The organism is Polyangium sorediatum (assembly GCF_029946465.1).
In the GTDB taxonomy this organism is placed as follows: domain Bacteria; phylum Myxococcota_A; class Polyangia; order Polyangiales; family Polyangiaceae; genus Polyangium; species Polyangium fumosum.
The window spans coordinates 26,644-48,004 of sequence record NZ_JARZHI010000037.1 but is presented as its reverse complement, the minus strand read 5'-3'; the positions used below and the strand labels follow the sequence as shown (position 1 = coordinate 48,004).

At 69.6% G+C, this 21,361-nt stretch carries 17 protein-coding genes; 3 read left to right on the top strand and 14 right to left on the bottom strand.

Features of this window, described 5'->3' with window-relative positions; genetic code table 11:
- Positions 1-8 precede the first annotated feature (8 nt).
- From QHF89_RS31505 to QHF89_RS31460, 10 genes are all read right to left on the bottom strand, one after another.
- Positions 9-1,667 carry a hypothetical protein gene (locus QHF89_RS31505; protein WP_136968440.1) on the bottom strand — a complete coding sequence of 553 codons (1,659 nt, stop codon included), beginning with the start codon at positions 1,665-1,667 and terminating at the stop codon, positions 9-11.
- Between the two features lie 66 nt (positions 1,668-1,733).
- Complete coding sequence (locus QHF89_RS31500; protein ID WP_136968441.1) at positions 1,734-4,076, bottom strand: HAD family hydrolase; 2,343 nt, start codon at positions 4,074-4,076, stop codon at positions 1,734-1,736.
- A gap of 197 nt (positions 4,077-4,273) precedes the next feature.
- On the bottom strand, positions 4,274-4,915 hold the full coding sequence (locus tag QHF89_RS31495; RefSeq protein WP_136968442.1) for a hypothetical protein: 642 nt from the start codon (positions 4,913-4,915) through the stop codon (positions 4,274-4,276).
- Between the two features lie 271 nt (positions 4,916-5,186).
- On the bottom strand, positions 5,187-6,251 hold the full coding sequence (locus QHF89_RS31490; protein ID WP_284721165.1) for a hypothetical protein: 1,065 nt from the start codon (positions 6,249-6,251) through the stop codon (positions 5,187-5,189).
- Between the two features lie 226 nt (positions 6,252-6,477).
- Positions 6,478-7,260 (bottom strand): CPBP family glutamic-type intramembrane protease, encoded by a 783-nt coding sequence (locus QHF89_RS31485; RefSeq protein ID WP_136968444.1) that lies wholly within the window; start codon positions 7,258-7,260, stop codon positions 6,478-6,480.
- Between the two features lie 26 nt (positions 7,261-7,286).
- Complete coding sequence (locus tag QHF89_RS31480) at positions 7,287-7,886, bottom strand: DUF6892 domain-containing protein (RefSeq protein ID WP_136968445.1); 600 nt, start codon at positions 7,884-7,886, stop codon at positions 7,287-7,289.
- Between the two features lie 372 nt (positions 7,887-8,258).
- Positions 8,259-12,443 carry an aminotransferase class V-fold PLP-dependent enzyme gene (locus tag QHF89_RS31475; protein ID WP_136968446.1) on the bottom strand — a complete coding sequence of 1,395 codons (4,185 nt, stop codon included), beginning with the start codon at positions 12,441-12,443 and terminating at the stop codon, positions 8,259-8,261.
- Between the two features lie 62 nt (positions 12,444-12,505).
- A complete protein-coding gene (locus QHF89_RS31470) occupies positions 12,506-13,303 on the bottom strand; it encodes a hypothetical protein (RefSeq protein WP_136968447.1) in 798 nt (265 codons plus the stop codon).
- 1,025 nt (positions 13,304-14,328) lie between these two features.
- Positions 14,329-14,826, bottom strand: coding sequence for a hypothetical protein (locus QHF89_RS31465; protein WP_136968448.1), 498 nt, complete (start codon positions 14,824-14,826; stop codon positions 14,329-14,331).
- 625 nt (positions 14,827-15,451) lie between these two features.
- The gene (locus tag QHF89_RS31460) at positions 15,452-15,607 is read right to left on the bottom strand and encodes a hypothetical protein (protein WP_284721164.1); all 156 of its coding nucleotides are present in this window, start codon (positions 15,605-15,607) and stop codon (positions 15,452-15,454) included.
- A 244-nt stretch (positions 15,608-15,851) separates the two neighbouring features.
- Between QHF89_RS31460 and QHF89_RS31455 the strand changes: the two genes are divergently transcribed.
- Both QHF89_RS31455 and QHF89_RS31450 read left to right on the top strand, forming a co-directional pair.
- Positions 15,852-17,105 carry a hypothetical protein gene (locus QHF89_RS31455; protein ID WP_136968449.1) on the top strand — a complete coding sequence of 418 codons (1,254 nt, stop codon included), beginning with the start codon at positions 15,852-15,854 and terminating at the stop codon, positions 17,103-17,105.
- 543 nt (positions 17,106-17,648) lie between these two features.
- A complete protein-coding gene (locus QHF89_RS31450) occupies positions 17,649-18,860 on the top strand; it encodes a hypothetical protein (protein ID WP_136968450.1) in 1,212 nt (403 codons plus the stop codon).
- A 272-nt stretch (positions 18,861-19,132) separates the two neighbouring features.
- On the opposite strand, the gene QHF89_RS31445 is transcribed toward QHF89_RS31450, so the two are convergent.
- The 4 genes from QHF89_RS31445 to QHF89_RS31430 all read right to left on the bottom strand — a co-directional run bounded on the left by QHF89_RS31445 (position 19,133) and on the right by QHF89_RS31430 (position 20,927).
- Positions 19,133-19,672 (bottom strand): RNA polymerase sigma factor, encoded by a 540-nt coding sequence (locus QHF89_RS31445; RefSeq protein WP_136968451.1) that lies wholly within the window; start codon positions 19,670-19,672, stop codon positions 19,133-19,135.
- 244 nt (positions 19,673-19,916) lie between these two features.
- Positions 19,917-20,246, bottom strand: a complete 330-nt coding sequence (locus QHF89_RS31440; RefSeq protein WP_136968452.1) for a four helix bundle protein — start codon at positions 20,244-20,246, stop codon at positions 19,917-19,919.
- 67 nt (positions 20,247-20,313) lie between these two features.
- A complete protein-coding gene (locus tag QHF89_RS31435) occupies positions 20,314-20,445 on the bottom strand; it encodes a hypothetical protein (protein ID WP_284721163.1) in 132 nt (43 codons plus the stop codon).
- 191 nt (positions 20,446-20,636) lie between these two features.
- Positions 20,637-20,927 (bottom strand): hypothetical protein, encoded by a 291-nt coding sequence (locus tag QHF89_RS31430; protein ID WP_284721162.1) that lies wholly within the window; start codon positions 20,925-20,927, stop codon positions 20,637-20,639.
- A 119-nt stretch (positions 20,928-21,046) separates the two neighbouring features.
- Here QHF89_RS31430 and grxD point away from each other — a divergent pair, with 119 nt between their 5' ends.
- On the top strand, positions 21,047-21,361 hold the full coding sequence (gene grxD / locus QHF89_RS31425) for a Grx4 family monothiol glutaredoxin (protein WP_136968454.1): 315 nt from the start codon (positions 21,047-21,049) through the stop codon (positions 21,359-21,361).

Sequence of the window (21,361 nt, the reverse complement as noted above, 5' to 3'; positions counted from 1 at the left end):
TCACCCGTTCAGGGCGAGGGCGGCTCGGGCGCGGGCGGCGCCTCGGGCGGCGCCTCGGGCGGCGGGTCCGCGGGCACCGTCTCGCCGAGCCCGGGGAGCACGCCCGTGATCGGCGCTTTTTCGACCGGCGCGACGATCACGCCGTCGGTCACGCTGCCGAGCCACGAGCCCTGGAGCGAGACGGGCACCGCGACGTCGTCCACCGTCGCGCCGGCCGCCGCGAAGATCTGGAGCAGGCCGATTTTTCCCTCGATGGCAGAACCATCCTGGGCGGCGTCCCAGCGCGTGGCGAGCGCCTCCTGGCAGAGACCGGCGAGGCACGTGGCGTCGCAGGTGCCGAAGCCGACGAGGGCCTCGCCGAGCGCCTTGCAGCCCGCGATCGTCGCGAGCGCATCATCCATCGTCGTGCCTTCGGGCGCGCCTTCGAGCGCGACGCTCTTGCACGCGCCGCCCACGTAACGCGAGGGCAGCCAGAAGATCTCGCCGCTCGTGGAGACATTGTCCCCCGGCTCGGACGCGATCTTCACGAGGTGCGTGCCCGGCATGCCAGCCTCGTCGGCCGGGACGACGCCAAAGCGGCTCGGCGAGAACATGCCGAACCCGGGGACGGCCGTGAGCGCGGTCAAACGCCCGGCGAGCTGGGCCGGCGGCGCGGCCGTGCCCTTCTGCAGGAAGCCCTCGATCGCGCTCCGCAGCGAGATCGGCTGCGCGGCGAGGTGATCCTTCGTGATCGTGTCCCAGCCGCTCGCCACGCGGGCGTCCGCGAAGAGCGCTGCATCGAGCGCGGGCACGCGCGCGGCCATCTCGTCGAGCAGCGCCGTGGCCATTTCGACGTTCGCCGGCGCGAACCTTTCGAGCAAGCTCTTGCCCGCGGCGTTCATCATCGAGAGGAACGGCGCCTGCGCGGGCACGAAGTCGAGCGTGACGTCGAGGTCGGTCTTGCCGACGACGACGGGTTTGTCGATGATGTTGACCTTGATCGTCTGCGTCGTCCCGGCGATGAGCCCACTCGCCGTGGCGCAGCCCCAGGCGTAATGGCCGGCGCGCACCGAGACGGCGAGCGTCGGGCCGACGGGCGCCTTCTCCACGAGCAGCGGCGCGTCGACCGGCTCGCTCTTGACGATGTCGGCCGGGGCGTCCTCCGGCAGGAGCGGCGCGACCGCCTCACACGTCGAGCGCGGCAGGACGCTGACCGTCCACGTCGTGACCGCGCGTTTGCCCTTGTACTGGGGCAACACTTGGAGCGTCGCGAAGCCGTCGCCGCTCACCGTCACCGGCAGCTCGGCCGCGGGGCCGTCCTTGATCCACGCGCGGAGGCGATACGCCGTCGCCTTGTTCGGCGCGCGCATCGTCACGGTCGCCGTGCCCTCCGCGTCCATCGGCGCGGCCACGCGATCGAGTGTCGCGTCGAGCGAATCGCCGAGCAGGACGAACCACACCTCGTCCGACGAGGGCGGGTCCGTGCGCACCGTGATCGTGGCCTGCTCCCGCATGCCGAGCGAAAGCGGCCCCTCGTTCGTGAAGATGAGCTGCGTCTTCGGGACCGTCTCCACGGGCGGCGACCAGGGCGTCTCCACGCTCATCTCGTCGTTCGAGGCGCAGCCGAGGAGCGGCGGCCCCGCCGTGGCGAGGAGGACAAACCAAGCACGTCGATAAGAAAAGCGCATCGAGGGCGAGTTTACCCTGGAACCAGGCCGGCGGCGACCTCTCTCGCGCACGCGGCGGGAGGTTTTTCAGGGGGGAAGGGGCACCCGGTCTGTCCGGACGTGCGCAAGAGCGCCCGCAGCGGGCAAACCCGGAGGCGCGGCGGCCTTGCCAGGTAGCCCGGGCGAAACCAGGAGGCGCGCCGCGTTTCCGCAGAGGATCAGCGCCTCGCCGAGGGCGAGCCCCGCCGCGCAAAGCGGGCTCAAAAAGCCCGCCGCGCAGAGCGGAATGACGGCCGCATTGTAGGCGACGGAGACGAGGAGGCTTTGCCGGACCGTGGCCCGCAAGGCGCGGGCGAGGTCGACGAGCCAAGCGATGGTCTCCAGGCGGTCGTCGCAAAGCACGAGGGGCGCCGGCACGGCCACGGGCAAGGCGCCGGGCGCGATGGCGAGCGAGACGTCCGCCGGGCACGGGTTCGCGCGGTCCTCCTGGCCGTCGCTGATGTGGAGGACACGCGCGCCGGCTTGCTGGAGATCACGGACGTGCAGGGCCTTCTCCGCCGGGCCGAGGCCGCCGCGCGCAGGCACACCGAGCCGATGCGCGAGCGCGAGCGTCGCGTCCGGGCCGTCGCCGCTCACGAGCCGGCAGCCGAGCCCCCGCTGGAAGAGCGCGCGGAAGGCCTTCTCCGACCCCAGCCGCGGCGGATCCCAGAGTTCGAACCAGGCCTCGACGATGCCGTTGCGACGGACGCAGACGAGGCTCGCGCCCTCGCGCGCGTCCGGCGGCAGAGGATCCCCCGGGCGCGCGGCCGAGACCTCCACGAGCGCGTCGCGCGCCCGGCCCACCACGCCGTCGGGGCGCACGTCGGCCGCCTCGTCGAGCGCGCCCGGACGCACGCCGGCGACGGCGAGGTGATGCGCGATGGCGCGGCCCGCGCGGTGCATCACGCCCGCCTCGAGCGCGGCCACGTCCTCGAGGATCGAGATGTCCGGGAACTCGCGCCACGAGAGGCGCGTGACCCGCGGCGCGCCGAGGGTCACGGTGCCCGTCTTGTCGAAGCAGGCGACAGAGGTCGTGGCGAGCGCTTCGAGGGCCGCCGGATCCTTGACGACCACGCCCGCCGCGCGCGCCCGCACGACGGCGATGGTCCGCGCGGCCGGGAGCGCGAGCACGAAGGCCGCGGGCGAGGCGCCGATGAGCACGGCGATCGCGGTGAGATACCCGTCCGGATGGAACGGGCCACGGCCGAGCAGCGCGTGCACGACGAACGCGAAGCCGGCGAACGAGACGGACGCGACCGAGAGCGCGAGCGACGCGACGTGCGCGAACGATTTTCCCGTGCGCTGCCGCGCGTCCCGCTCGATCCGCAGGGCGGCGCGATGCACCTCGGCGTCGGCCGCGGCGGCGAGCTCGGAGCAGGGCGCCCGCGCCACGCGCCCCGTGACCTCGCCGGAGAGCAGCCGCGCGCCGGTCTCGACGATCTGCCCGCCGGCCCGATCCACGGCGCGGCCGTCCGGCAGGGCCACGCGCGCGGCGCTCTCGAGGACGATCTCCACGGGCGTGATGTCGCCTTCGCCGAGGCGCACGCGGTCGCCGGGCGCGAGCGAGGCGCAGGCGACGCGCTCGTCCACGCCGCTGCCGCCCTCGCGGCGCACGCGGGCCTCGCGGGCCATCGCGGCGCGCGTGAGGCCCCGGAAGGCGCGCGTGAGCAAGGCCGTGTGCGCGTAGAGCGCGAGGATCGAAAAGCCGAGGATCGCGCCGGACGCCTCGAACGCCGCGAGCGCGAGGCCGTCGAGCTGCAGCCCGAAGCGCGCGAGCTTCTCCAGGATGGATGCGGGGCGGCTCGGATCGAAGAGCATCGCGACGACGCCCAGGGCGAGCGCGAGCGTGGCGCAGGCGAGCGTCACGACCTCGGTGCCGAGGACGCCGCGGCGCGCGAGGGCGCGGGCGCGGTGGAGGAGGGGCGGGCCGGCCACGGCGAAGAGCAGCAGCGTGAAGCCGAGCTCGACCCAGGCGATTTCCCGCTCGGGGGCGCGCGCGGGCCGCCACGAGGCGAGGGCGACGAGGTTGCCGAGCAGCGCGACGACGAGGCCGAACCGTCCCGCGTCGAGCCGCGCTCGTTCGCTCGGCGGTGCGCCCACGGCGGTCGTGAACGTGAAGCCGCGCTGGGCCATGGCGGCGGTGATCTCGCGCTCGCTCGTGACCCGCACGTCGTAGATGGCCTGGGCGATCTCGCCGAAGAACCCGACGGACCCCGCGCGGACGCCGGGCAGCGCGCGCAAGGCTTGCTCCGCGCGGCGAGCGCAGCTCCGGCACGAGAGGCCTTCGACATGAAAGGTCGCCTCGTGCTCGAACGCGGGTCGCCCGCGCCCGCCCTCGCGCCCGGGGCGGGTGTCGCCATCGACCAGCACAGTGGGGAAAGATTGATGCATCGTCGCCGCGGACCGAAGTCGCCAGGTGCGCTAGCGAACTTCGGGCCGCGAGCGATCACGACCGGCTCGGGCAAGTCGTGCACGCGGACGAGGCGATACTCCCTCGTATTTGCGGAAAGTGCGGGGGAAAGGGAGAACGTGGAGGGTCGCCGGGACGGTCGCCGGCGGGGGTGGGGGGATCCGAGCTTGGCGGATCGTTACTTCTTGTAGATCTGGGCGGCGGCGAGGCCGGCGCCGCGGGTGGCCTTCACGATGACCTTGCCGGGGCCGCCGATGGGCAGCGGGTTCTTGAAGCAACCGTTCGCCTTGCCGCCGAGGATGGCCGTGGCGCCCTGGCCGTTGCTCTGGGCGAGGACCTGGGGCGGCAGGGGGGCGGCGTGCAGGACGAGCTGCACGTCGAGCTGCTGGACGCCGACGCCGGAGGCGATGACCGAGTAGCACTTGCCGGCCTCGATGTTGATCGCCTGCTCGAGGACCTGGCCCTCCTGGAACTGGGCGGCGAAGGGCTGGCCGTCGGGCTGCATGCCGGGCGCCTCGGAGGCGGCGAGGCCCTGGAGCGCGAGCGTGGCGACCTGGGCGGCGGCGGGGGCGATCGGCGTGGCCGGGCTCCCGCCCGAGGCGCCCGTCGGGGCGGGCGTCACCGTGGTGGGGGCCGGGGTGGGCGTCACCGCGGTCGGGGCGGGCTGCTGGTACTGGTTCGGGTTGTACGCGCCCGGCTGCTGCCCGTTCGCGTACTGGTTCTGCTGCGACGGGTCGTTCGGGTCCGGGGTGTCGCTGCCGCCGCAGCCGACGGCGAAGAGGCCCAGCAGGGCCACGGGGACGATCATCGAGAGGCGCATGGGTTGGCTCCTTGGAAATCTATGCTGCCGTGGTTCGGGAGCGCGGCGGCGTCGCCGCACCTCGGAAGACGCTCGGGGCCGACGCTACGGCTCACCGATGCTTGGGCTGTAAGACGGGCCCAGGCGTCCGCTACTTACACCGGATTCGTGCTGTGAGGGGAGGGGGTTTGGGGCCCGTGTTCGTCGCAGAACCGTGCTTGGGGGCCAGGCCCCGGGGTTTGGAGGCGCAGCGCGGCTTGTCCGAGCGTAGCCCCCGAGCGTCGAGCGTGTTTCACTTGGGCTGCTCGATGCAGCAGCCCGTGATGCAGTAGAAGCCGGCGCCGCAGGGGTCCTGGCCTTGCAGGCCGCAGGGCTGGAGACCGTCGGGGCACTGCTCGGGCGGCGGGGTGCCGGCGTCCGTGCCGCCCATGCCGCCGCCGCCGTCGACGCCCGCGTCCGGGGGCGGCGGGAAGCACTCGGGCGGCAGCGTGTCCTTGCCGATGCAGAGCTCGCACGTGCCGCATTCGTTGAAGCAGGCGCCCTTCACCTGCGTGCACGGGGCGCAGCTCTTCGGATCGTCGATGTGATCGAGGTCGCAGGCGAAGCTGCCCTGGCCGTTCTCGGTGCCGAGCCAAACCGGCCCGTACTTTTGTCCCTCCTTGTAGATGACGCAGCAGCCGAAGCAATCGCAGCCGTTCGGGGTGAGCTCTGGACAGATCTGCTTGCAGGTCTCGGGCTGGTTGTTGAGCAGCTCGTCACAGCTCAGGTTCGTGCCAGGCGTGTTCGCGTTCGCGTTGTACGCGCACTTGTTGCCGTTCCACCACTCCGGGTTGTAGTCGGGCGCCTTGGAGAGCGGGTCGCACTGGTGGTTCCAGTAGCACTCGTCATTGCCGGATCCGGAGTTCGAGTCCCAGAAGCAATCCGTGATGCACGCCGCGCCGGCGCCGCCGGGGATGCTGACGCCGAGGCCGGTCTCGCTGTTGTCGCAGGGGCCGAGGCATTCCGGATCCTGCCAGTCGACGAGGCCGTCGCCGTCGTTGTCGAGCGTGTCGCCACACTGGTAGACCTGGTTCACGCACGCGGCCATGACGAACCCGCCGTCCGGGCCCACCCAGCCGTCCGGGCCCGCGTCCGGGATGTTGCCCGTGCCACCCGCGCCGCCCGTGCTCCCGCCGATGCCGCCCGCGCCGCCCGTGCTTCCGCCGCTGCCGCCCATGCCGCCGCTCGCGCCGGAGCCACTCGCGCCGGAGCCGCTGGTTTGAACCTGGGGTTCGTCGCTACAGCCCACGGCAATCACGGATGCGACGAGGGGGCTCGCGAGGAGCAAGACCATTGCGCTCTTGGAAAAGGACGGCATGTAAAGTCTCCTTGACGGAAAATCGAGCTCCGGGGATCGATCCCCCCGGGCCGTGTCCACGGACGAACGTCGTGCACGCGCAGTGCACGAGGCGCGCCAGCCCCTCGGGACGAGGAAGACCGCGGAAACACCGCACTTCGTCGGCGGCAGCAGACCAGGGTGGTTGCACGCGTGACCAGGCGTTGTCGTCAGTCGGGATTCCGCCCGATGACGGATCACGCAGGCTTCAAACGAGGTGCGAGAGGACGGCCCAGGTGACGTGGACCGTGGCATGCGCGAGCATCGCGGATTCCAGGCTTCGGCGGAAATAAAGCCAGCCGAAGATGACGCCCGCGAATGCATTCAAAACGAGGGTGCGGGCGATCACGGGACCCGAAAGCGGGAGGCCCAGCGCCATCACGGCAGGCAGGTGGCCCGCCGCGAACACGAGGGCCGAGAGGAGGATGGCGGTCCACATCACGCCCGTGGTGGGGCTCCCCGGGGCCCTCCGGATCTTTCCGATGCCCCAGGCAAAAAACGTCGCGAGGCCCCAGCGCATGAGGAGCTCTTCGTTCATGCCGCCATAAAGGACGGCCGCGATCGTGGACCACACGGGTTGTTTCTGGAGAATACGGAGGTTCTTCCCCGCTTCGCCCAAGCTGGGAAGAAGGAAATGGTCGAGGGCCACGATCCCGAGCGCGGCGAGGATCCCGAGGCCAACCGCGATCCGCACTTGGCTCCGGAACCGCGGCTCAGGCTGTGGTTCCCCCCCGGCCCAAGCGGCAATATGGGAGCGTAGGTTCAATGGGGGCGCGAGGCGAATGCCCGTCGCGACAGCCAAGCCCACGAGGAGCAGGGGCTGAATCAGCGACGCGACCACGAGCACGGGCAGCGACGGCCCCGCCGTGCCTGCATGCTCCGTGATCTGTCGCAATTGCGGAACCAGGATGGGCAACAATCCGAGGTTGCCAAGGACGCCCATCCCGAAGAGCACGCCGAACGTCCGCCACGAACGCGGTTGCGCTGCCATATCGCCCTCTTGGGGCGAGCGGGCGTTCAGCGCAAGACTTCGACCCCACGCGCCGCGAGGCGATCGAGGACCGCAGGGTCGTCGACCGAGCCAAGCCCAACGTCGAGATGCGCGAGTTTCGGGAGCGTTTCCAGGCTCGCCGCGTGCGTCCAATCGCCAGCCAAGGTGAGATGCGTGAGCTTGGCCATTCCTTCGAGGGGGCGGAGATCACGGAGCTCGTCGAAAAAGCCATGCCCGTCGAGATCGAGCGTCTCGAGGCCCTCGAGCGCGCCAATCCCCGCGAGCGAGCGGAGCGAATAGGTCTCCTCCTCGCCGCCGGTATAAACGCCGGCGCCGCTTTCCATCATCATGTAAATCTCGTTCCCGCCGTCGAAATCGAGCCGATCGAGCCGCGCAACCTTCTTGCGATCGAGCTTGATCGAATGCAACCGAGCCATGGCCGCCCGAAGCCGAACGATATCATCGTCCCCCTCGATCCCCTCGAGCTTGGCCTCAACCCGCTCCGAACTCACAGCCTCGGCCTCCATCAACGCGCCAAGCACGGCGATGTGCAGCCCAGGATCCGGGAAAACGATGCGGGTCTCCTCCGTCGCAGCTTTTTTCGTGGTGGTCTTTTTCGTGCTCATTCCAGTGTTCTTTCTCGCTTGGGGCCGTCGCGCCGGGGCGCTGCCCCGGACCCCGCGGGGGCTGTCCGCCCAAAGGCCCGGACCAGGCACGGCCTGGACCGAAGTGGAAGAACTGCGCGATGCGCAGTTCTTCCCACGGGCCGGTGGCAAGACCATGGAGGGGGTTCCAACCGGGCGGCGGGCGCGTTGCCGTTGGAACCGTCAGCGCTACCGTTTTGATTGGCAGGGTCCTCGCTGGTCTTGACCCTGGCTGTTCGATGAACTGCGCATCGCGCAGTTCATCGAACAGCCAGGGTCCAGCGCCTCGCTGGTCCGGGTCCCGGGGCGGACAGCCCCGGGTGGGGTCTGGGGCAAAGCCCCAGCTCCGCGGCTTCACCGGCCAGCGCGATGCGCGCGCCAGGCTGAAAGGGGTGTTGGGAACCAGCGCAGGTGCTGGAAGGCTTCTGGGATGTCGGGCTCGGCGTTTGGGTCCGGCGGCCCTTCCACGGCGGGGCTGGCGAGGAGGGCGCGTGCTTCGTCGAGGTAGGCGGCGAGCGCGCTTTCTGGCTCGCTTGTGCGCATCGATCGATATTCGAGCTCGCCTCCGCGGTAGGCCAGGTCCTTCAAACGCAGCGCGGGCCGGGGGCGCCCGGCCAGGTGCGTCCAGCGCCCGGTGGCGGCGTCACATCGGTACATCGGGAGCAGCTTCCAGCCGTCGTGGGCGATCATGTGGATCGCGGCGACGATGTAGAGGAAGACGGTCTCCGTCATGAAGGCATTGAAATGGACGCGGAACCAGCCGAGCTGGAGCACGCCGCAGCCGGCGTCCACGGCTTCGGCGAAGGCTGCGGACGGCTCGGGGTCGATGCCGAGGATGAGGTGGCCGTAAGGGCCCGCCGAGGGGCCTCCGCCGTGCGCCTGGATGCCGAAGAGATCGTTCAGCAGGGTGACCACGAAGTTCCAGTGGAGGAATTGATCGGGGCCGTGGCGAATCACGATCGACACGATTGACAATCGTTCGTCCTCCGCAGGGCCGAGCACCCAGATCTTTTCGTTCGTTCGGAAGGACGCGAGGGCGCGCTTGACGAAATCGTCCTCGCGGGCGCGGAGCGTGTCCGTGCCGATCGCTGCTTTGAGCTGGACGACGAGGCCTGCGCGGATGGAGTCGACGAGGGCTGGCGCGCCTGCTTCTTTGTGGCGGGCGACGAGCGCGCGCTTGGCGATGAGGACGCCGGGGGTGCCCAGGCCGCCGATGCATTCGTGTGGCGAGAGGAAAAGGGCGTCCTTGGATGCGAGCGGGCCCTCGGGGTTCATTCGAATGTCGAGGGAGCTCCCGGCGCTCGTGGAATCCCAAAAGGAGAGCGCCCCGTGCCGGTGCAGCAGCGCCGTGAGCGCGACGTCGTCCGCGACGATGCCCGTCACCTGCGATGCCAGGGAAAAACTCCCGATCTTGAGCGGGCGATCCGCATATCGAACGAGCGCCGATTCGAGCGCGTGCAGATCGATGCGGCCTTCGGCGTCCACGTCGATCGTCACGACGTCGGCGAGGGATGCGCGCCACGGCAGCTCATTCGAGGGGGGCTCGTGGGGCCCGAGGAACACGACGGGGCGCTCGTTCTCCGGGATCCGCTCGCGCAGGTGATATCGCTCGTCGAGCCCCGGCGAGACCTCGAGCCCGAGCGCCCGGATCATCTCCTCGACCGCGGCTTTGGCGTCCGATCCGCAAAAGAGGACCACGTCGTCGCTCCCGCCGCCCACGCTCTCGTGGAGCAGGTCGCGCGCGTCCTCGCAGAACCGCGACGTCTGCGCGCCGGTGCCCGAGGAGAGGGGCATCACCTCGCTCCGTAGAAAGTCTTCGAGGAAGCTCAAGGAGCGGCCCGTGGCCGTGTCGTCCGCTGCGACCAGGCGCCGCGGGCCGAAGGGCCCGTGAAGGACCACGTCGTCGCCGAGGATCGAGGCGCGCACCTTTCCGAGCAGCACCTCCTTGTCGGAACACGCGTCGTTGGGCGACGCTTGCATGCGGGTCGTGTTCGCCGCGTCGTGCAGGGCGTGGGGGATGTCGAGCAACGTCCCGAGGCCGTCGACGAACCCGCGCAGCGTCTGCTCGACGAGCTCCTCCCCGCCGGCCCGCGTCGTGCTGGCCAGGGTCATGCGCATCAGCGTCTTCGTGCCCATGGCGCGCTCGTCATGCGTGCCGACGACGAGCGCCTGCGCCGCGCGCCGGACGATGCCCGCGTCGGTCTGCCGGAGGGCGTCGATGAGGTCGCGGTTGATGGCCTCGACGAGCTCGAAGGCCATCGCTGGGCTCGACGCGAAGAGGCGCGCGAGCGGCTCGGGCGCGAGCTCGAGGAGCACCACGTTCTCCCGCGCGGTGCACGTGACCCGCTGCGGACCGTGGTCGAGCAGCGCCTCCATGCCCATGGTCTTGCCGGGCCCGAGGACGGCGAGGTGCATGTGTCGGTGGCCCGCGCGCGCTGTGATTTCGACGGCGCCCCGCGCGAGGACGAAGGCCGAGCCCCGGCGCGCGCCTTCCGCGAGGATCAAACGCCCGCGCGGCACCTCGTGCTCGACGAGGACGGCCGCGACCTCCGCCCATCGTTCGGCGCTGAACGATTCGAAAAAAGGCAGGCTCCGGAGGGAGGACGTGAGGGCCGGCGTGAGGGGGTGGCCCTCGCCGAGGTCCGAGGCCGATGGGCTCGCGGCGGGAGGCGCGGGCCCCATCAATTCGCGGGTCACGCTCCGCAGCTCGTTGCAAAGGAGACGCGAGAGGCGGCGCAGGACCTTCAGCGCGGCGGGGTTGTGCACGCGCCGGAGGTGCTCGAAATCGGCGATCTCCAGCGTATGGCCCGACACGCGCCGGACCGTGGTGACGGTGGCCGCGCGGAGCATGGGCTGGTTCAAGGCGTGCTCGCCGAGCACGCCCCCCGGGCCGCTCTCGCCGACGAAGATTCGATCGTCCCCGGGCGTCCGGATCGAGACCGCGAGCAGCCCGTCTTCGACGAGGTAAAGCTGGTCGGCCGGCGCGCCCTGCGTGCAGAGGACCTCGCCGGGCTCGGCGTGGAAGGGCCGCATCCGCGCGGCGAGGTCGCGCCGCTCGTCGGCGTCGAGATCCGAAAAGAGCGCCGTGGCGCCGAGCAACGCGGCGAGCGCGTCGGGGTCCCTCGACGTCCGCGGGGCGATGCCGGAGTCCACTTTGGCCTCCACCTCCGTGAGCGAGGCGCGCTGGATCCCGCGGCGTACGGCGCCCGCGAGCTGCTCCCATGCCTGGCCCCACGCCTCGGCGAGCTCGTCGTCCATGCGGCCGCCCTCGGTGAGATCGAGCTCCGCGCGGAGCGCCTCGCCAAAGGAATCGACGTGTGTCTCGCGGACGCCGTAAAGCACGTGCCGCGCCCCGAGTTCTTCGAGCATCGCATAAAGCCCGTGGGGATCGCGCAGGCAGGCGACGCTCGCGGTCAGGGCGGTGACGAGCTTGCGCCCCTGGCCCGTGAGATCCTCGGGGAACAAATGCCGCATCTCCGGGTGCCGCGCGAAGAGGCGCTCGTAGAATCGCTGCGGGAAGCTCGATCGCGAGACCGCCCGTTTGAACATCATCCGCACGAGCTCGGCCTGCCGCTCCGAGGGGGAGGCCGCGGTCTCGGGGAGCAAGCCGAGCGCGCGCATCGTCGCGATCACACCTTCGAGCGCAGCGACGAGGGCGTCCGCCGAGGCGAAGCGTTTGGCCGGCTCCTTCTGCACCGCACGATCCACGGTCGCGGAGAGCTCGAAGGGGATGTCGGGCCGGAGCGAGGCGATGCTCGGCAGGGGCTCTTTGAGGATCGCGTCGACGAGCTGCATCAAGGGCCGTTTGGGCCCATACGGCGGATGGCCGGCGAGCAGCTCCCACAGGACGAGGCCGAGCGCATAGATGTCGCTCGCGACGGTCGCAGGCGCGCCTTTCCACAGCTCGGGCGCGAGGTAGCGGGGCGTGCCGAGGATGTCCCCTTTCCGGGTCACATCGGCGGGCAGGCCCCCATTCGCCACGAAGCGCGCGATGCTCTCGGGGCCCGCCTCTTCGAGGAACGCGGGGCGCGCGGGCACCTTGGCGACGCCGAAATCGATGAGCTTGCCGGCGCCCGTGCGGGTGCGCATGACATTCGCCGGCTTGAGGTCGCGGTGCAGGACGGAGGCGCGATGGGCCGCCGCGAGCCCGCGCGCGACGTCGACGCCGAGCGCGAGGATCTCTTGCCACTCGAGGGTGCCGACGAGGGTATCGACGCTCTGCCCGGCGACGAGCTCGTACACGATGTAAGGCTGCCCGAGCGTTTCTCCGCTGCGGTAGACGGCGACGACGTTCGGATGCTCGATCCGCCCGAGCGCGAGGGCTTCGAGGCGGAAGCGCTCACGGTCGCGCTCCTGCGGATAGGCGCCGCGGATCATTTTGATCGCGACGTGGCGATCGATCGTGAGATCGAGGGCGCGCCAAACCTCGCCCATCGCGCCTTCGCCGAGCCGCTCGAGGAGGCGATAGCCGTCGAACTCCGTGAGGGACCGGAGGGCGGTGGAAGCCGGCGGCGGGGGGGAACGGCCCGATTCGAACACGCCGCGATGGTAGGCGAGCACGTGGGGGCGGCAAGGCGAATCAGCGGCGAACGACGTCGAAATCAGGCCTTGGCGGGCGCCTCACCCGGCGCAGGCGGCTCCGGCTCGATTTCACCTGTTTCCGGGTTCACGTCCTCGATGGGCTTGCGCTCGCGGAGGTAACGCCGGATGGCTTCGTTTTGTACGAGAATGGGCGAAAGGAGCGCGCCGCGCGCCGTCCGATCGGCCTCGCTGTCGGAGGGGTACTTGCCCAGGATCATCGCCACGGCTTGCAGCAGGAGGGACTGCCCTTTGGCGCGTGCGTCCTTCACCTTGGCGAACGTCAACGGGCCGCCTGACCCCTCGATGGCCGCGCGATATTGCCCTTCGAGGTTTTTCAACCGCGCCACCTGCCGCGTGAGGCCGAGCTCCGTCACGAGCGATTTGTAATCGGGCTCGTCGACGCGCGACAAGATTCGCTGGACCTCTGCCAGCTCCTCCACGAACGGGAGGGAGGTGATGGCGCCCGCGCCCTTCGGGAGCAGGACCGCGATCATCTTTTGCGCCGTGTCCGCGAGCGGATCGCCCGGCGCGGAGGCCCGGATCTGCGCGTCGGCGCCGTCGCGGAATGCCGTGATCGCGGCGTCCACGTAAATGTCGATCTGCCTGGCCTCCGGCGAATAGGTCGTGAGCTTGCGTCCCGCCCACTTCGCCTCCAGCGCGCGCGTCTCGGTGTCGTGCGCGATGGCGTGGGCCGCGTGCGCGGCGAGATCCGCGTGCGACGCGGCCACGGCCGCCTTTCGCACCTGGTAGAGGGCGAAGAGGCGGCGGCCGGTCGAGAACGTGTAGAAGTTGAGCAGGGACGCGAGGAGGGGATCCATGCGGGGGGGGTCCTTTCGGGGGTCGAACCTCGGCCTGGGTGGTGGTGAGGCGAGTCGCATGCTGCCGGAGGCACAACGAGGAAGGCAAGCAGGTTCCGTACGTGGGACCCCAACACGAGCGTGGGAGGGGGTGGGGCTCGTGGGCCGCGAGGTGGATCCCGGTGAAGGAGGGCGTGGGGGTCTTCGTTTGGAACACGCGCGCGGACCCACGTGGGCGCGGAGGTCTTCGCGTCGCGCCTTCGTGCGAGCGGAAGAGGGGCACGACCTCCCCGATCGAGCTTCGCATCGCGATGTTCGAGGGCCGTGGGGGGCCGTCGTCGGGTTCGGGTCGGCGTTTTCGAGGGGGGAGAGCTTCGAGTCTCGCGCGCGGGAACGGGGCGGCGAGGGGCGGGCCCGGTTTTGTCCGCGAGCGAGAAAGAAGGGACGAGGCCGAGGGGGTCCTGTGGCGGCGTTCGGGTGACGTGCGACGAGGGGCGGAGGCGTTTCGGCTGGGGGCCCCGCGAGGTCCGGGGGAGGGGCGAGGCTCGGCGGCGGGGGTTCGACCCGGGAGGGGGGAGGGGCGCGGCCATGCGGCGCGGGGCTCGACCCCGGACAGCGCCACGCGCTCGAGGATGGGCTGGCGGAGCCAAGGGGCGTTCGCGAAGAAGGGCGTTACCGGATGCAGGATATCCCCGAGGACGCTGCTCAAGGCGAGCCAGTCATGAGCCATGGTGGGCGTCACGTGGGCCTCGCGTCCTGCGCCGAACCCAAGGGGGCGCAGAGGAACGACGAGGCCGGGGCGCCCTTCCGGCCCGTAGTAGGCGCACTTTGAGGCTCGACCCGACTGACGACGGATCGGCATGGTTGGCGCGTGGTGCCACTTCGGACTCCGTGGTTGACCTGCGTCGCTCTTGCGCCCTCCAGCAGTCCCGCATGGGGAGCCCGAGTAGCGGGCAGCCCGCTTCCTGGAACAAACCTCTTGTGCTATGCCAGCGGCGGTCCCTGTACGTTCGCCGACGCCCGTCCAGACGTGGATGCGCGAAAATTCACTGGCTCGGCCCCACGTGGAACACCACGATCTCCTGCACGATTTTCTTGTCCTTGTCGGCATAGATGATGTCACCGACGATCGACCTGTTGTCTTTGGGCACGAGATTGAGCGGGATCTTGAACGTGTCCGAATCGGTATTCACCTCCGTGATCGTCAGGTCTTGCCAGCGTTCTTTGATCAGCTTGTAGACGTCTTCGTCGTTCTTCGCCACGGCGTCGGCGTCAGCGTAATGTTTGTACGCGCCCGTGGGCTCACCCTTCGCGTCAGACTTTTGGCCGCGGAGTTTCACCTTGCTCGACCCGAGTTTCTTTTCTACGACGAGCTTTCTCCTGGCCTCATTCTCCGTCCGCATCTCGCCGCCCACGTCCGTCGCCGGGGGACGCTTGCCGGCCGTGATCACCTCGGCCACGGTCCGGTATTTGGTTGTAACGATTTTGTAGGTAATCTCCGTGCCCTCGGCGAGCGAGAAACTAGTGCCCGTAGGAAACAGCACCGGGAGACCATCCCCTACGTAGAAGTTGTTCCTGTCTAAATTATAAGACACTTTGCCGGTGAGTGGCGCCGCCTCCACCCGTTGCAGCACACCAGGAGGCGATATCCGTTTCAACTGCGCGACGGTCGCCGGGTGGAGCGATCGCGTGCGGGGGTCCGGTCGCGCGAGCTTTGGCTGCACGACGGTCGCCGGATGAGGCGGCCGCGCGTGAGGGGCTGGGGGCGCGGGCTCTGGCTGCACGACGGTCGCCGGATGAGGCGGCCGCGCGTGAGGGGCTGGGGGCGCGGGCTTCGGCTGCACGACCGTCGCCGGATGAGGCGACCGCGGGTGTGGGTCTGGCTGCGCCGGCTTCGGCTGCGCGACCGTCGCGGGGTGGGGCGACCGCGCGCTTTTCGGGAAGCCCGGGTGCTTCGGCATGGGATGAGAATGCTCGGAACGGGCCGCGCAGGGCCAAGTTCGCCGTCGTGCTAACGAAGCGGCGTCTCTAACCTCACCGAGGCAGATGGGAAGCCGCGGGATTAGCCCCTGCGGCCAGGACCCCTCTCGGCCAGGCGGTGCGCCCAACTAGGCTAAAGGTGGACGTGGTGCCACCACTCACACGGCCCCGGTCCGAGCCGTTTCCCACTCACGCCAACTCGAACGCCGGACTCCGCGCTCGCGCCATCGGCGGCGCCTCGGTGGGCAGCCCGAGGTGCGCGAGAATGGCCACGACCACGTTGCGGTCCGAGATGTCGGCGACGATCGCCCGGCGACCACCGCAAGGGCAGGCAAAAACGTCCACCAAATAGACTCGACGAAGAAGCTCGGCCCCCTCGATCCTCGCGCCTGCTGGCTTCACCACGCCGTCGCCGAGGCTCGTGCGCGGGCCCTTCGGCGCGGCGTTTTCACCGTCGCGACCACGAGCGCGAGGAGGTCAAAGAATGGCTTTTCGTTGCGGGATCGGCTAGCTTGGCCTCGTTCCGCTCGCGCGTGCCACCATTTTGCACCCGGAATACGCCGACGAACCCGGGCGTCTTTCCCCGACCATGAAGATCGCCTTCGTGATTCTGCCTCTGCTCGGATCCGTCGCGGCGTGCAGGCCTCCTCCCGCCCCCGAACCGTCGAAGGTGGCGAGCCCGGTCGCGTTCGCGGCCCCCTCCGCTGTGAACGCCATCGAGGCACCGCCGGCAGGCGTGGCGTCGTCCACGGGCGTGTCCCCCGCCGAGGGCACCGTCGCGACGAACGAGGCGGCTGCCATCGCCAAGGTGTCCGCGCTGCCGGAGGTCCAGGCGCTCGCCTCGGCGAAATCGAAGCTCGTCGTATCGGTCGTCGATCCTGCGAAGGAGCCATGCGACACCCATTCTGACAAGCCCTGCCCCTCGGCGGGCGAAATCGAGATCATCGCGGGTTTCGAGTACGCGGGCGAGACGACGCAAGCTCTCCGCTTCTTCGTGTCGCCTGCGAGCGGCGATATCGACGTCGACGCGGGCTTTGGCCTCGCTTCCTCCCCGGAGCCCCGGCGCCTGCGCTACGCTGTCTGGGCTCGCCTCAACGCGCGGCGCCTGCGCGCCATCGGTATCATCGCGGATCTTCCGGAGGTCGTCGCGTGGAGGCAGGTCCTCGAGCGCCACGACAGGCCGGACGATCCGGAGAGCCTCGGCCTGTGGACAGAGGTCTTCGCGAAGCCCGACTGCACGGGCGCCGGCGCCGAGTGCGCGTTCACCGTGTACGTCGGTGCGCGGCACTCGGCATCGATCGAGCGCTGGAATTATTTCACCGTCAACCCCGAGGCGCGCAAGATCGCCGTCCTCGTCGACTCCCAGGAGCAAGCCTACGACACCTGGAAGGCGTCGAAGCCCGTCGCGCGCTTCTTCGAGGAGCGACATCCCACCATCGAGTTCCGGCGCCTCGACGGCCCCTTCCCGGTGCTCGCGAGCGGGCGAGGAGACCTCGGATACGGCGCGCCCGACAAGGTCGTCGGCGATACCGCGACATGGGCACACCCGATCAAGCAAGCGCTCGCCGAGCGTGGCTTCGTCCTCACGCGCGTGGAGCTCTATCTCGGAGCCACGTATCCAGCCTTCTTCGTGCGCCCCATCGCCGGCAGGCCGGCGCTCTTCGAGCGCGCCTCGAAGGACCCGTGGGAGGTCCGGCTCGCGGCCCACGCGCTCCTCGCGGCGAACGGCGGGCTTGCCTTCGAGCTCGTCGAGGACGCGTCCGGCGAACGGAGCCGATATCGCTACCGCGGCCGCGATCGCACGTTCGAGCGGCTCGTCGCGGGTCTCTGGAAGATGCTCTGAAGCGCCGAAGCGACACCGTTGTTCGCCGAGCTGTCAGGCGATCCTCCCCCGCTTCCGTGGACAAACCCAAAGGCACGGAGATGCGCTAGGAGAGTCCCATGGCGAGGCGGAAGCGGAGGTCCGGGGATAAACGAGCCGGTCCAGCATGGCGACGAGGGGAGAACGGAAACGGGAGCGGGGGCGGCAAGAGGGATCTGATTGTGTACCGTTGCTTGCGGCTAGGATGAGGACGAATAGCTCGAACTTATACGAGATTTGCATGCTCCTCTCCGAGCGTGTACGAGGCGTCAAGGCGCTCCGCGGGGCCCTCGCGCCGCTCGGTGCGGTCGTGCTTGACGGTGCAGCGCACATGACGCCGCACCATGGGCTCGAGCAGCTTGGCGCACGCATGTGCTTCCGCTAGGTACACAGGAAGAACCAATGCGAGAAAATTGCCCTCGAGCACGAGGAATCCTCTATGCTCCACACGCGCGAGGGCGTGCCAAGTTGCGATGCGCGGGCGGAGGCCTCCGGGCCATGATAGGATATTCGGTCGGAGGGGCGATGAGACACGCACGACTTTCATGCGTAGTAGCGGCGGCGCTGTCCGGGTGCGCGTCGGAGAACGTCGTCGAGGAGATGCAATGCGTGTTCGAGCCTGCCGCGGAGGCGGAGGCGCCGCCCGCCGACTGGAAGCCGCTCGGGTCGCACTTCGTGCTGTGTCCATACACGTTCTCGGAGGTGGTCTGCGCGCCGCGCACGCCGGAGGCGCTGTTCACCTCGGACGAGCTCCGCTACATGAACACGATGGCGTGGACGGGCGACGGACTGGCGATCGGCGTCGTACTCCAGCAGGATGCCGGCGTCGACCGGCAGTGGGGCGTCGCCGCGACGAAGGGCGCGACGGCGGAGGTGACGACGCTGTGGGAGCTGCCGGTCGAGAACTTCCCGAGCGCGCTGCTGCCGACGCACGAGGGGCTGTTCGTGGTCGCCAAATCGTATTCGTCGGCGGTCACCGGCGGGCTGCTGCGGCTGCTCCCCGACGGCTCGCACGAGCAGCTGTTCGTCACGCCGTACTCGGGCCTCAATTACGACCCCGAGCACCCGTTCGTGTTCGCGGACGGCCGGATCCACGGGCTGATGCGCGACACCCCACTCGGCTGGGAGACCCGACCGACCCGGATCGCGGCGGCCGGCGGCGAGCTCGAGGTGTTCGACTTCGCCACGCGGCACTACGCGCTCGTCGACGGCGAGTTCATCGGGCTCTCGGGCAACCTCGGATCGCCGCCGTGCGACCACGGGGCGGACTGCTTCTCGCCGCTGCTCTCGCTGGCGCTGCGCCGCCACGACCCGGCGAGCGGGACCACGAGCACGATCCAGCCCGCGATCTGCATCACGGCCAACCCGGGCTACACACCGGAGCGGTACTGGACGCGGCCGTTCCGCGGGCTCGGCGTGCACGCGAGCGGGTTCGTCGTCGACGACGGCGCGCTCGTCGACATCGGCTTCGACGGCAGCCACCGCGTGATCGCGGCGCTCGCCGACGGCTTCGCGCAGGCGACGCTGCACGGCGAATGGATCTACTTCGTGTCGTCTCAAAAGACGCCGGAGGGCCGGTCCCAGGCGCTGCGCCGCGTGGCGCTGCAGGGCGGTCCGATCGAGGAACTCGCCCGCTTCCCCGGAGCGAGCCTCACGATCGGCACCTTCGACGGCGAACACGTGTACCTCGACCACTACACGGAAGAGGGCAGCACGCTGATGCGGGTCCCCCTGTGATCTCGCGCGGGCGTGCCGCGCAGTACGGGCTCGTCGGCGCGACTGGCGAATCCGCGCGGGCAGCCACGGGCCTCGCGGTGATACGATGACCCGGTGCTCCGTGCATTCCTGGCGCTGACCGTCGCGGCCGTCGTCTGGCAGAATAGAGATTGTCGCGGTCATGCACCTGCGGCGTCATCCGGACACGTGGAGGAGCCGTTGAGCCGCCTGCTCTTCATGCGGTAGCAGAGCAAGCGTGGGCGGGAGCGGGTTTGGGAGCGGGAGCGGGAGCGTCAGACGGGAGCGCAGAGCGCCAGGCGAATGCGGGCGAGGTGCAGGCGGGCGTAGGCGGTCTTCAGGCGGATCCGGAGCGCGCGGGCAATCTGCGGCATCGAGCGGCCTTCGATTTCGTAGGCCCAGAGCACGGCCGCGAGCTTTGTGCTGAGCTTCTGAAGGGCTCGCCAGAGCAGGCGGGCCGCGTCCATGGCCTGCGTCGTTCGCGGGTGGACCAGGGGCTCGGGGAGCTCGCCCGTGAGTGCTTCCCAGCGATTGCGCGCGAGCTTGCGATGGTTCGACGCGCGATAGAGCGCGACCGTGAAGAGCCAGGACCGCGCTTGCTCGCCCCCCACGAAGCCGTCCAGCCGTTGCCAGGCGACAAGAAAGACCTCCTGCACAAGGTCGTCCACCTCGCGCGGCTCAACGCGGCCATGCTTGAGGAGGACGGAACGAACGAAGGGGCGGTGTTCGCGGTAAAACCGCGCGAAGAGCGCCTCCGGGGAGGGAAAGGGGACAGGTTTCTTGGCGGATTCAGGGCAGACGTCTAGATGGGTCACAGCTTGTGGACTCCGGTTGCAGACGGGGTTTGCAGGTCAGACGCCGGTCGGTGGTGAGAACGCCGGCTGGCGTCGCTTGTGTTTGTCTCATGAATCGCGGGACAAGGCAATCCTGAAATGGCGAGATTGGTTCGTCGCCAGAGAACCCGCGATCCCAAGGGAATGGGGCGAGGGCCCTTGGAATGGGAGCCGTGATCCTGGCGGAATGGGCGGGCCGTCCTGGTGGGGACGGCCCGCCCTCGTTTCACGATGCGTGGCGGTAGACGAGGCGTCCCAGCGTGGCGATGACGTGGTCCATGCGGTCGAGCACTTGCGCATCGACCGGGCCGATAGAGCGCATGGCCTGGGCGACCTGGACGCAGGCCAGCACCTCCCGTGCCGATCCGAGGGCCGTGGAGTAGCGCTGCCGTTTATGCCCGGAGAGGCTGCCCATTCCTTCTGCCACATTGAGAGCCACGCTTTGCATGGCCCGCCGCATTTGCCGTGCCAGGTCTCTATCTTTTCGCTCAATGCGATCCGCGATCCTTGCCGCGTCCCCTGCCATCACCAAAACGACATCATAAATCTTGAGCATAACGAACCCTCCGCCCGACGACCCAATCGCCGGGACCCCCGTCCCACACCGTCGCGCGGAGGCCTCTTCAAGGCTGCGCAGCACCGCCCGGAGCCGCCCGGAGCAGCACGAAGTGCTGCGAGGACGGCGAGGACGGCATGGCCTTGAAGAGGCCGAGCACGACGGTACGATCGCCGTCCCCGAGCGGGATCCCCTGCATACCGTTCCCGCTTGCGCTTGCGCTTGCGCTTGCGCTTGCGCTTGCGCTTGCGCTCCCGCTTGCGCTCCCGCTCCCGCTTGCGCTTGCGCTTGCGCTTGCGCTTGCGCTTGCGCTCCCGCTTGCGCTCCCGCTTGCGCTCCCGCTCCCGCTCCCGCTCCCGCTCCCGCTCCCGCTCCCGCTACACCGACGGCTCACTTCCGATTCTGGCGCATTTCACGGACGAGCGTCGGCAATGCCGCCAGCAACGACCACGTCCCCATGTCGAGCACCCAGGGAACCGCCAAACTCCAGAGCGGCGCGGAGGCGAGGAAGAGCCCCACACAAGCGAGGAGGGGTCCCACGAGGGGGACCATCGAAACGAATCGGTCGATCCCGCGGCGGCGATTGCGCCCATTGACGACGACGGAGGCGGCATTCATGAGGAGGACGTACCCGCCGAGGGCGCAGAGGAGCAGGCCGGGGTAGAGCAGGAGCGGGTGCATCGTCGTCGAGGCCAACCTGGCAGGTTCGAGCCGGGGCGGCACGTCGGGCGCCTGCCTGCGCGAGCGCCAAGCGCCCGCCCCTCGCCCCGCTCCTTCCCTTACGCTACGTTGTCGCCGCCATGAGCGACGTGCGTCAACGGATCCAGGAGATCATCGATCAAAACCGCGTGGTCCTCTTCATGAAGGGGACGAAGAGCTTCCCGCAGTGCGGGTTCTCGCAGCGCGCCGTGCAGATCCTCAAGTCGGCCGGGGCCGAGTTCGTGGATGTGAACGTCCTGAAGGACCCCGACATCCGCCAGGGGATCAAGGAGTTCTCGAGCTGGCCGACGATCCCGCAGGTGTACATCGACGGGAAGTTCGTCGGCGGCAGCGACATCCTCTCCGAGATGCAGCAGTCCGGCGAGCTGTCGCAGCTCCTCACGCCGAAGAACTGA

Bases quoted from the DNA above. Each gene is read 5' to 3' on its own strand.
- QHF89_RS31505 (WP_136968440.1), bottom strand. From the start codon at position 1,667: ATGCGCTTTTCTTATCGACGTGCTTGGTTTGTCCTCCTCGCCACGGCG.
- QHF89_RS31500 (WP_136968441.1), bottom strand. From the start codon at position 4,076: ATGCATCAATCTTTCCCCACTGTGCTGGTCGATGGCGACACCCGCCCC.
- QHF89_RS31495 (WP_136968442.1), bottom strand. From the start codon at position 4,915: ATGCGCCTCTCGATGATCGTCCCCGTGGCCCTGCTGGGCCTCTTCGCC.
- QHF89_RS31490 (WP_284721165.1), bottom strand. From the start codon at position 6,251: ATGCCGTCCTTTTCCAAGAGCGCAATGGTCTTGCTCCTCGCGAGCCCC.
- QHF89_RS31485 (WP_136968444.1), bottom strand. From the start codon at position 7,260: ATGGCAGCGCAACCGCGTTCGTGGCGGACGTTCGGCGTGCTCTTCGGG.
- QHF89_RS31480 (WP_136968445.1), bottom strand. From the start codon at position 7,886: ATGAGCACGAAAAAGACCACCACGAAAAAAGCTGCGACGGAGGAGACC.
- QHF89_RS31470 (WP_136968447.1), bottom strand. From the start codon at position 13,303: ATGGATCCCCTCCTCGCGTCCCTGCTCAACTTCTACACGTTCTCGACC.
- QHF89_RS31455 (WP_136968449.1), top strand. From the start codon at position 15,852: ATGAAGATCGCCTTCGTGATTCTGCCTCTGCTCGGATCCGTCGCGGCG.
- QHF89_RS31450 (WP_136968450.1), top strand. From the start codon at position 17,649: ATGAGACACGCACGACTTTCATGCGTAGTAGCGGCGGCGCTGTCCGGG.
- QHF89_RS31440 (WP_136968452.1), bottom strand. From the start codon at position 20,246: ATGCTCAAGATTTATGATGTCGTTTTGGTGATGGCAGGGGACGCGGCA.
- QHF89_RS31435 (WP_284721163.1), bottom strand. From the start codon at position 20,445: ATGCAGGGGATCCCGCTCGGGGACGGCGATCGTACCGTCGTGCTCGGC.
- QHF89_RS31430 (WP_284721162.1), bottom strand. From the start codon at position 20,927: ATGCACCCGCTCCTGCTCTACCCCGGCCTGCTCCTCTGCGCCCTCGGC.
- grxD (WP_136968454.1), top strand. From the start codon at position 21,047: ATGAGCGACGTGCGTCAACGGATCCAGGAGATCATCGATCAAAACCGC.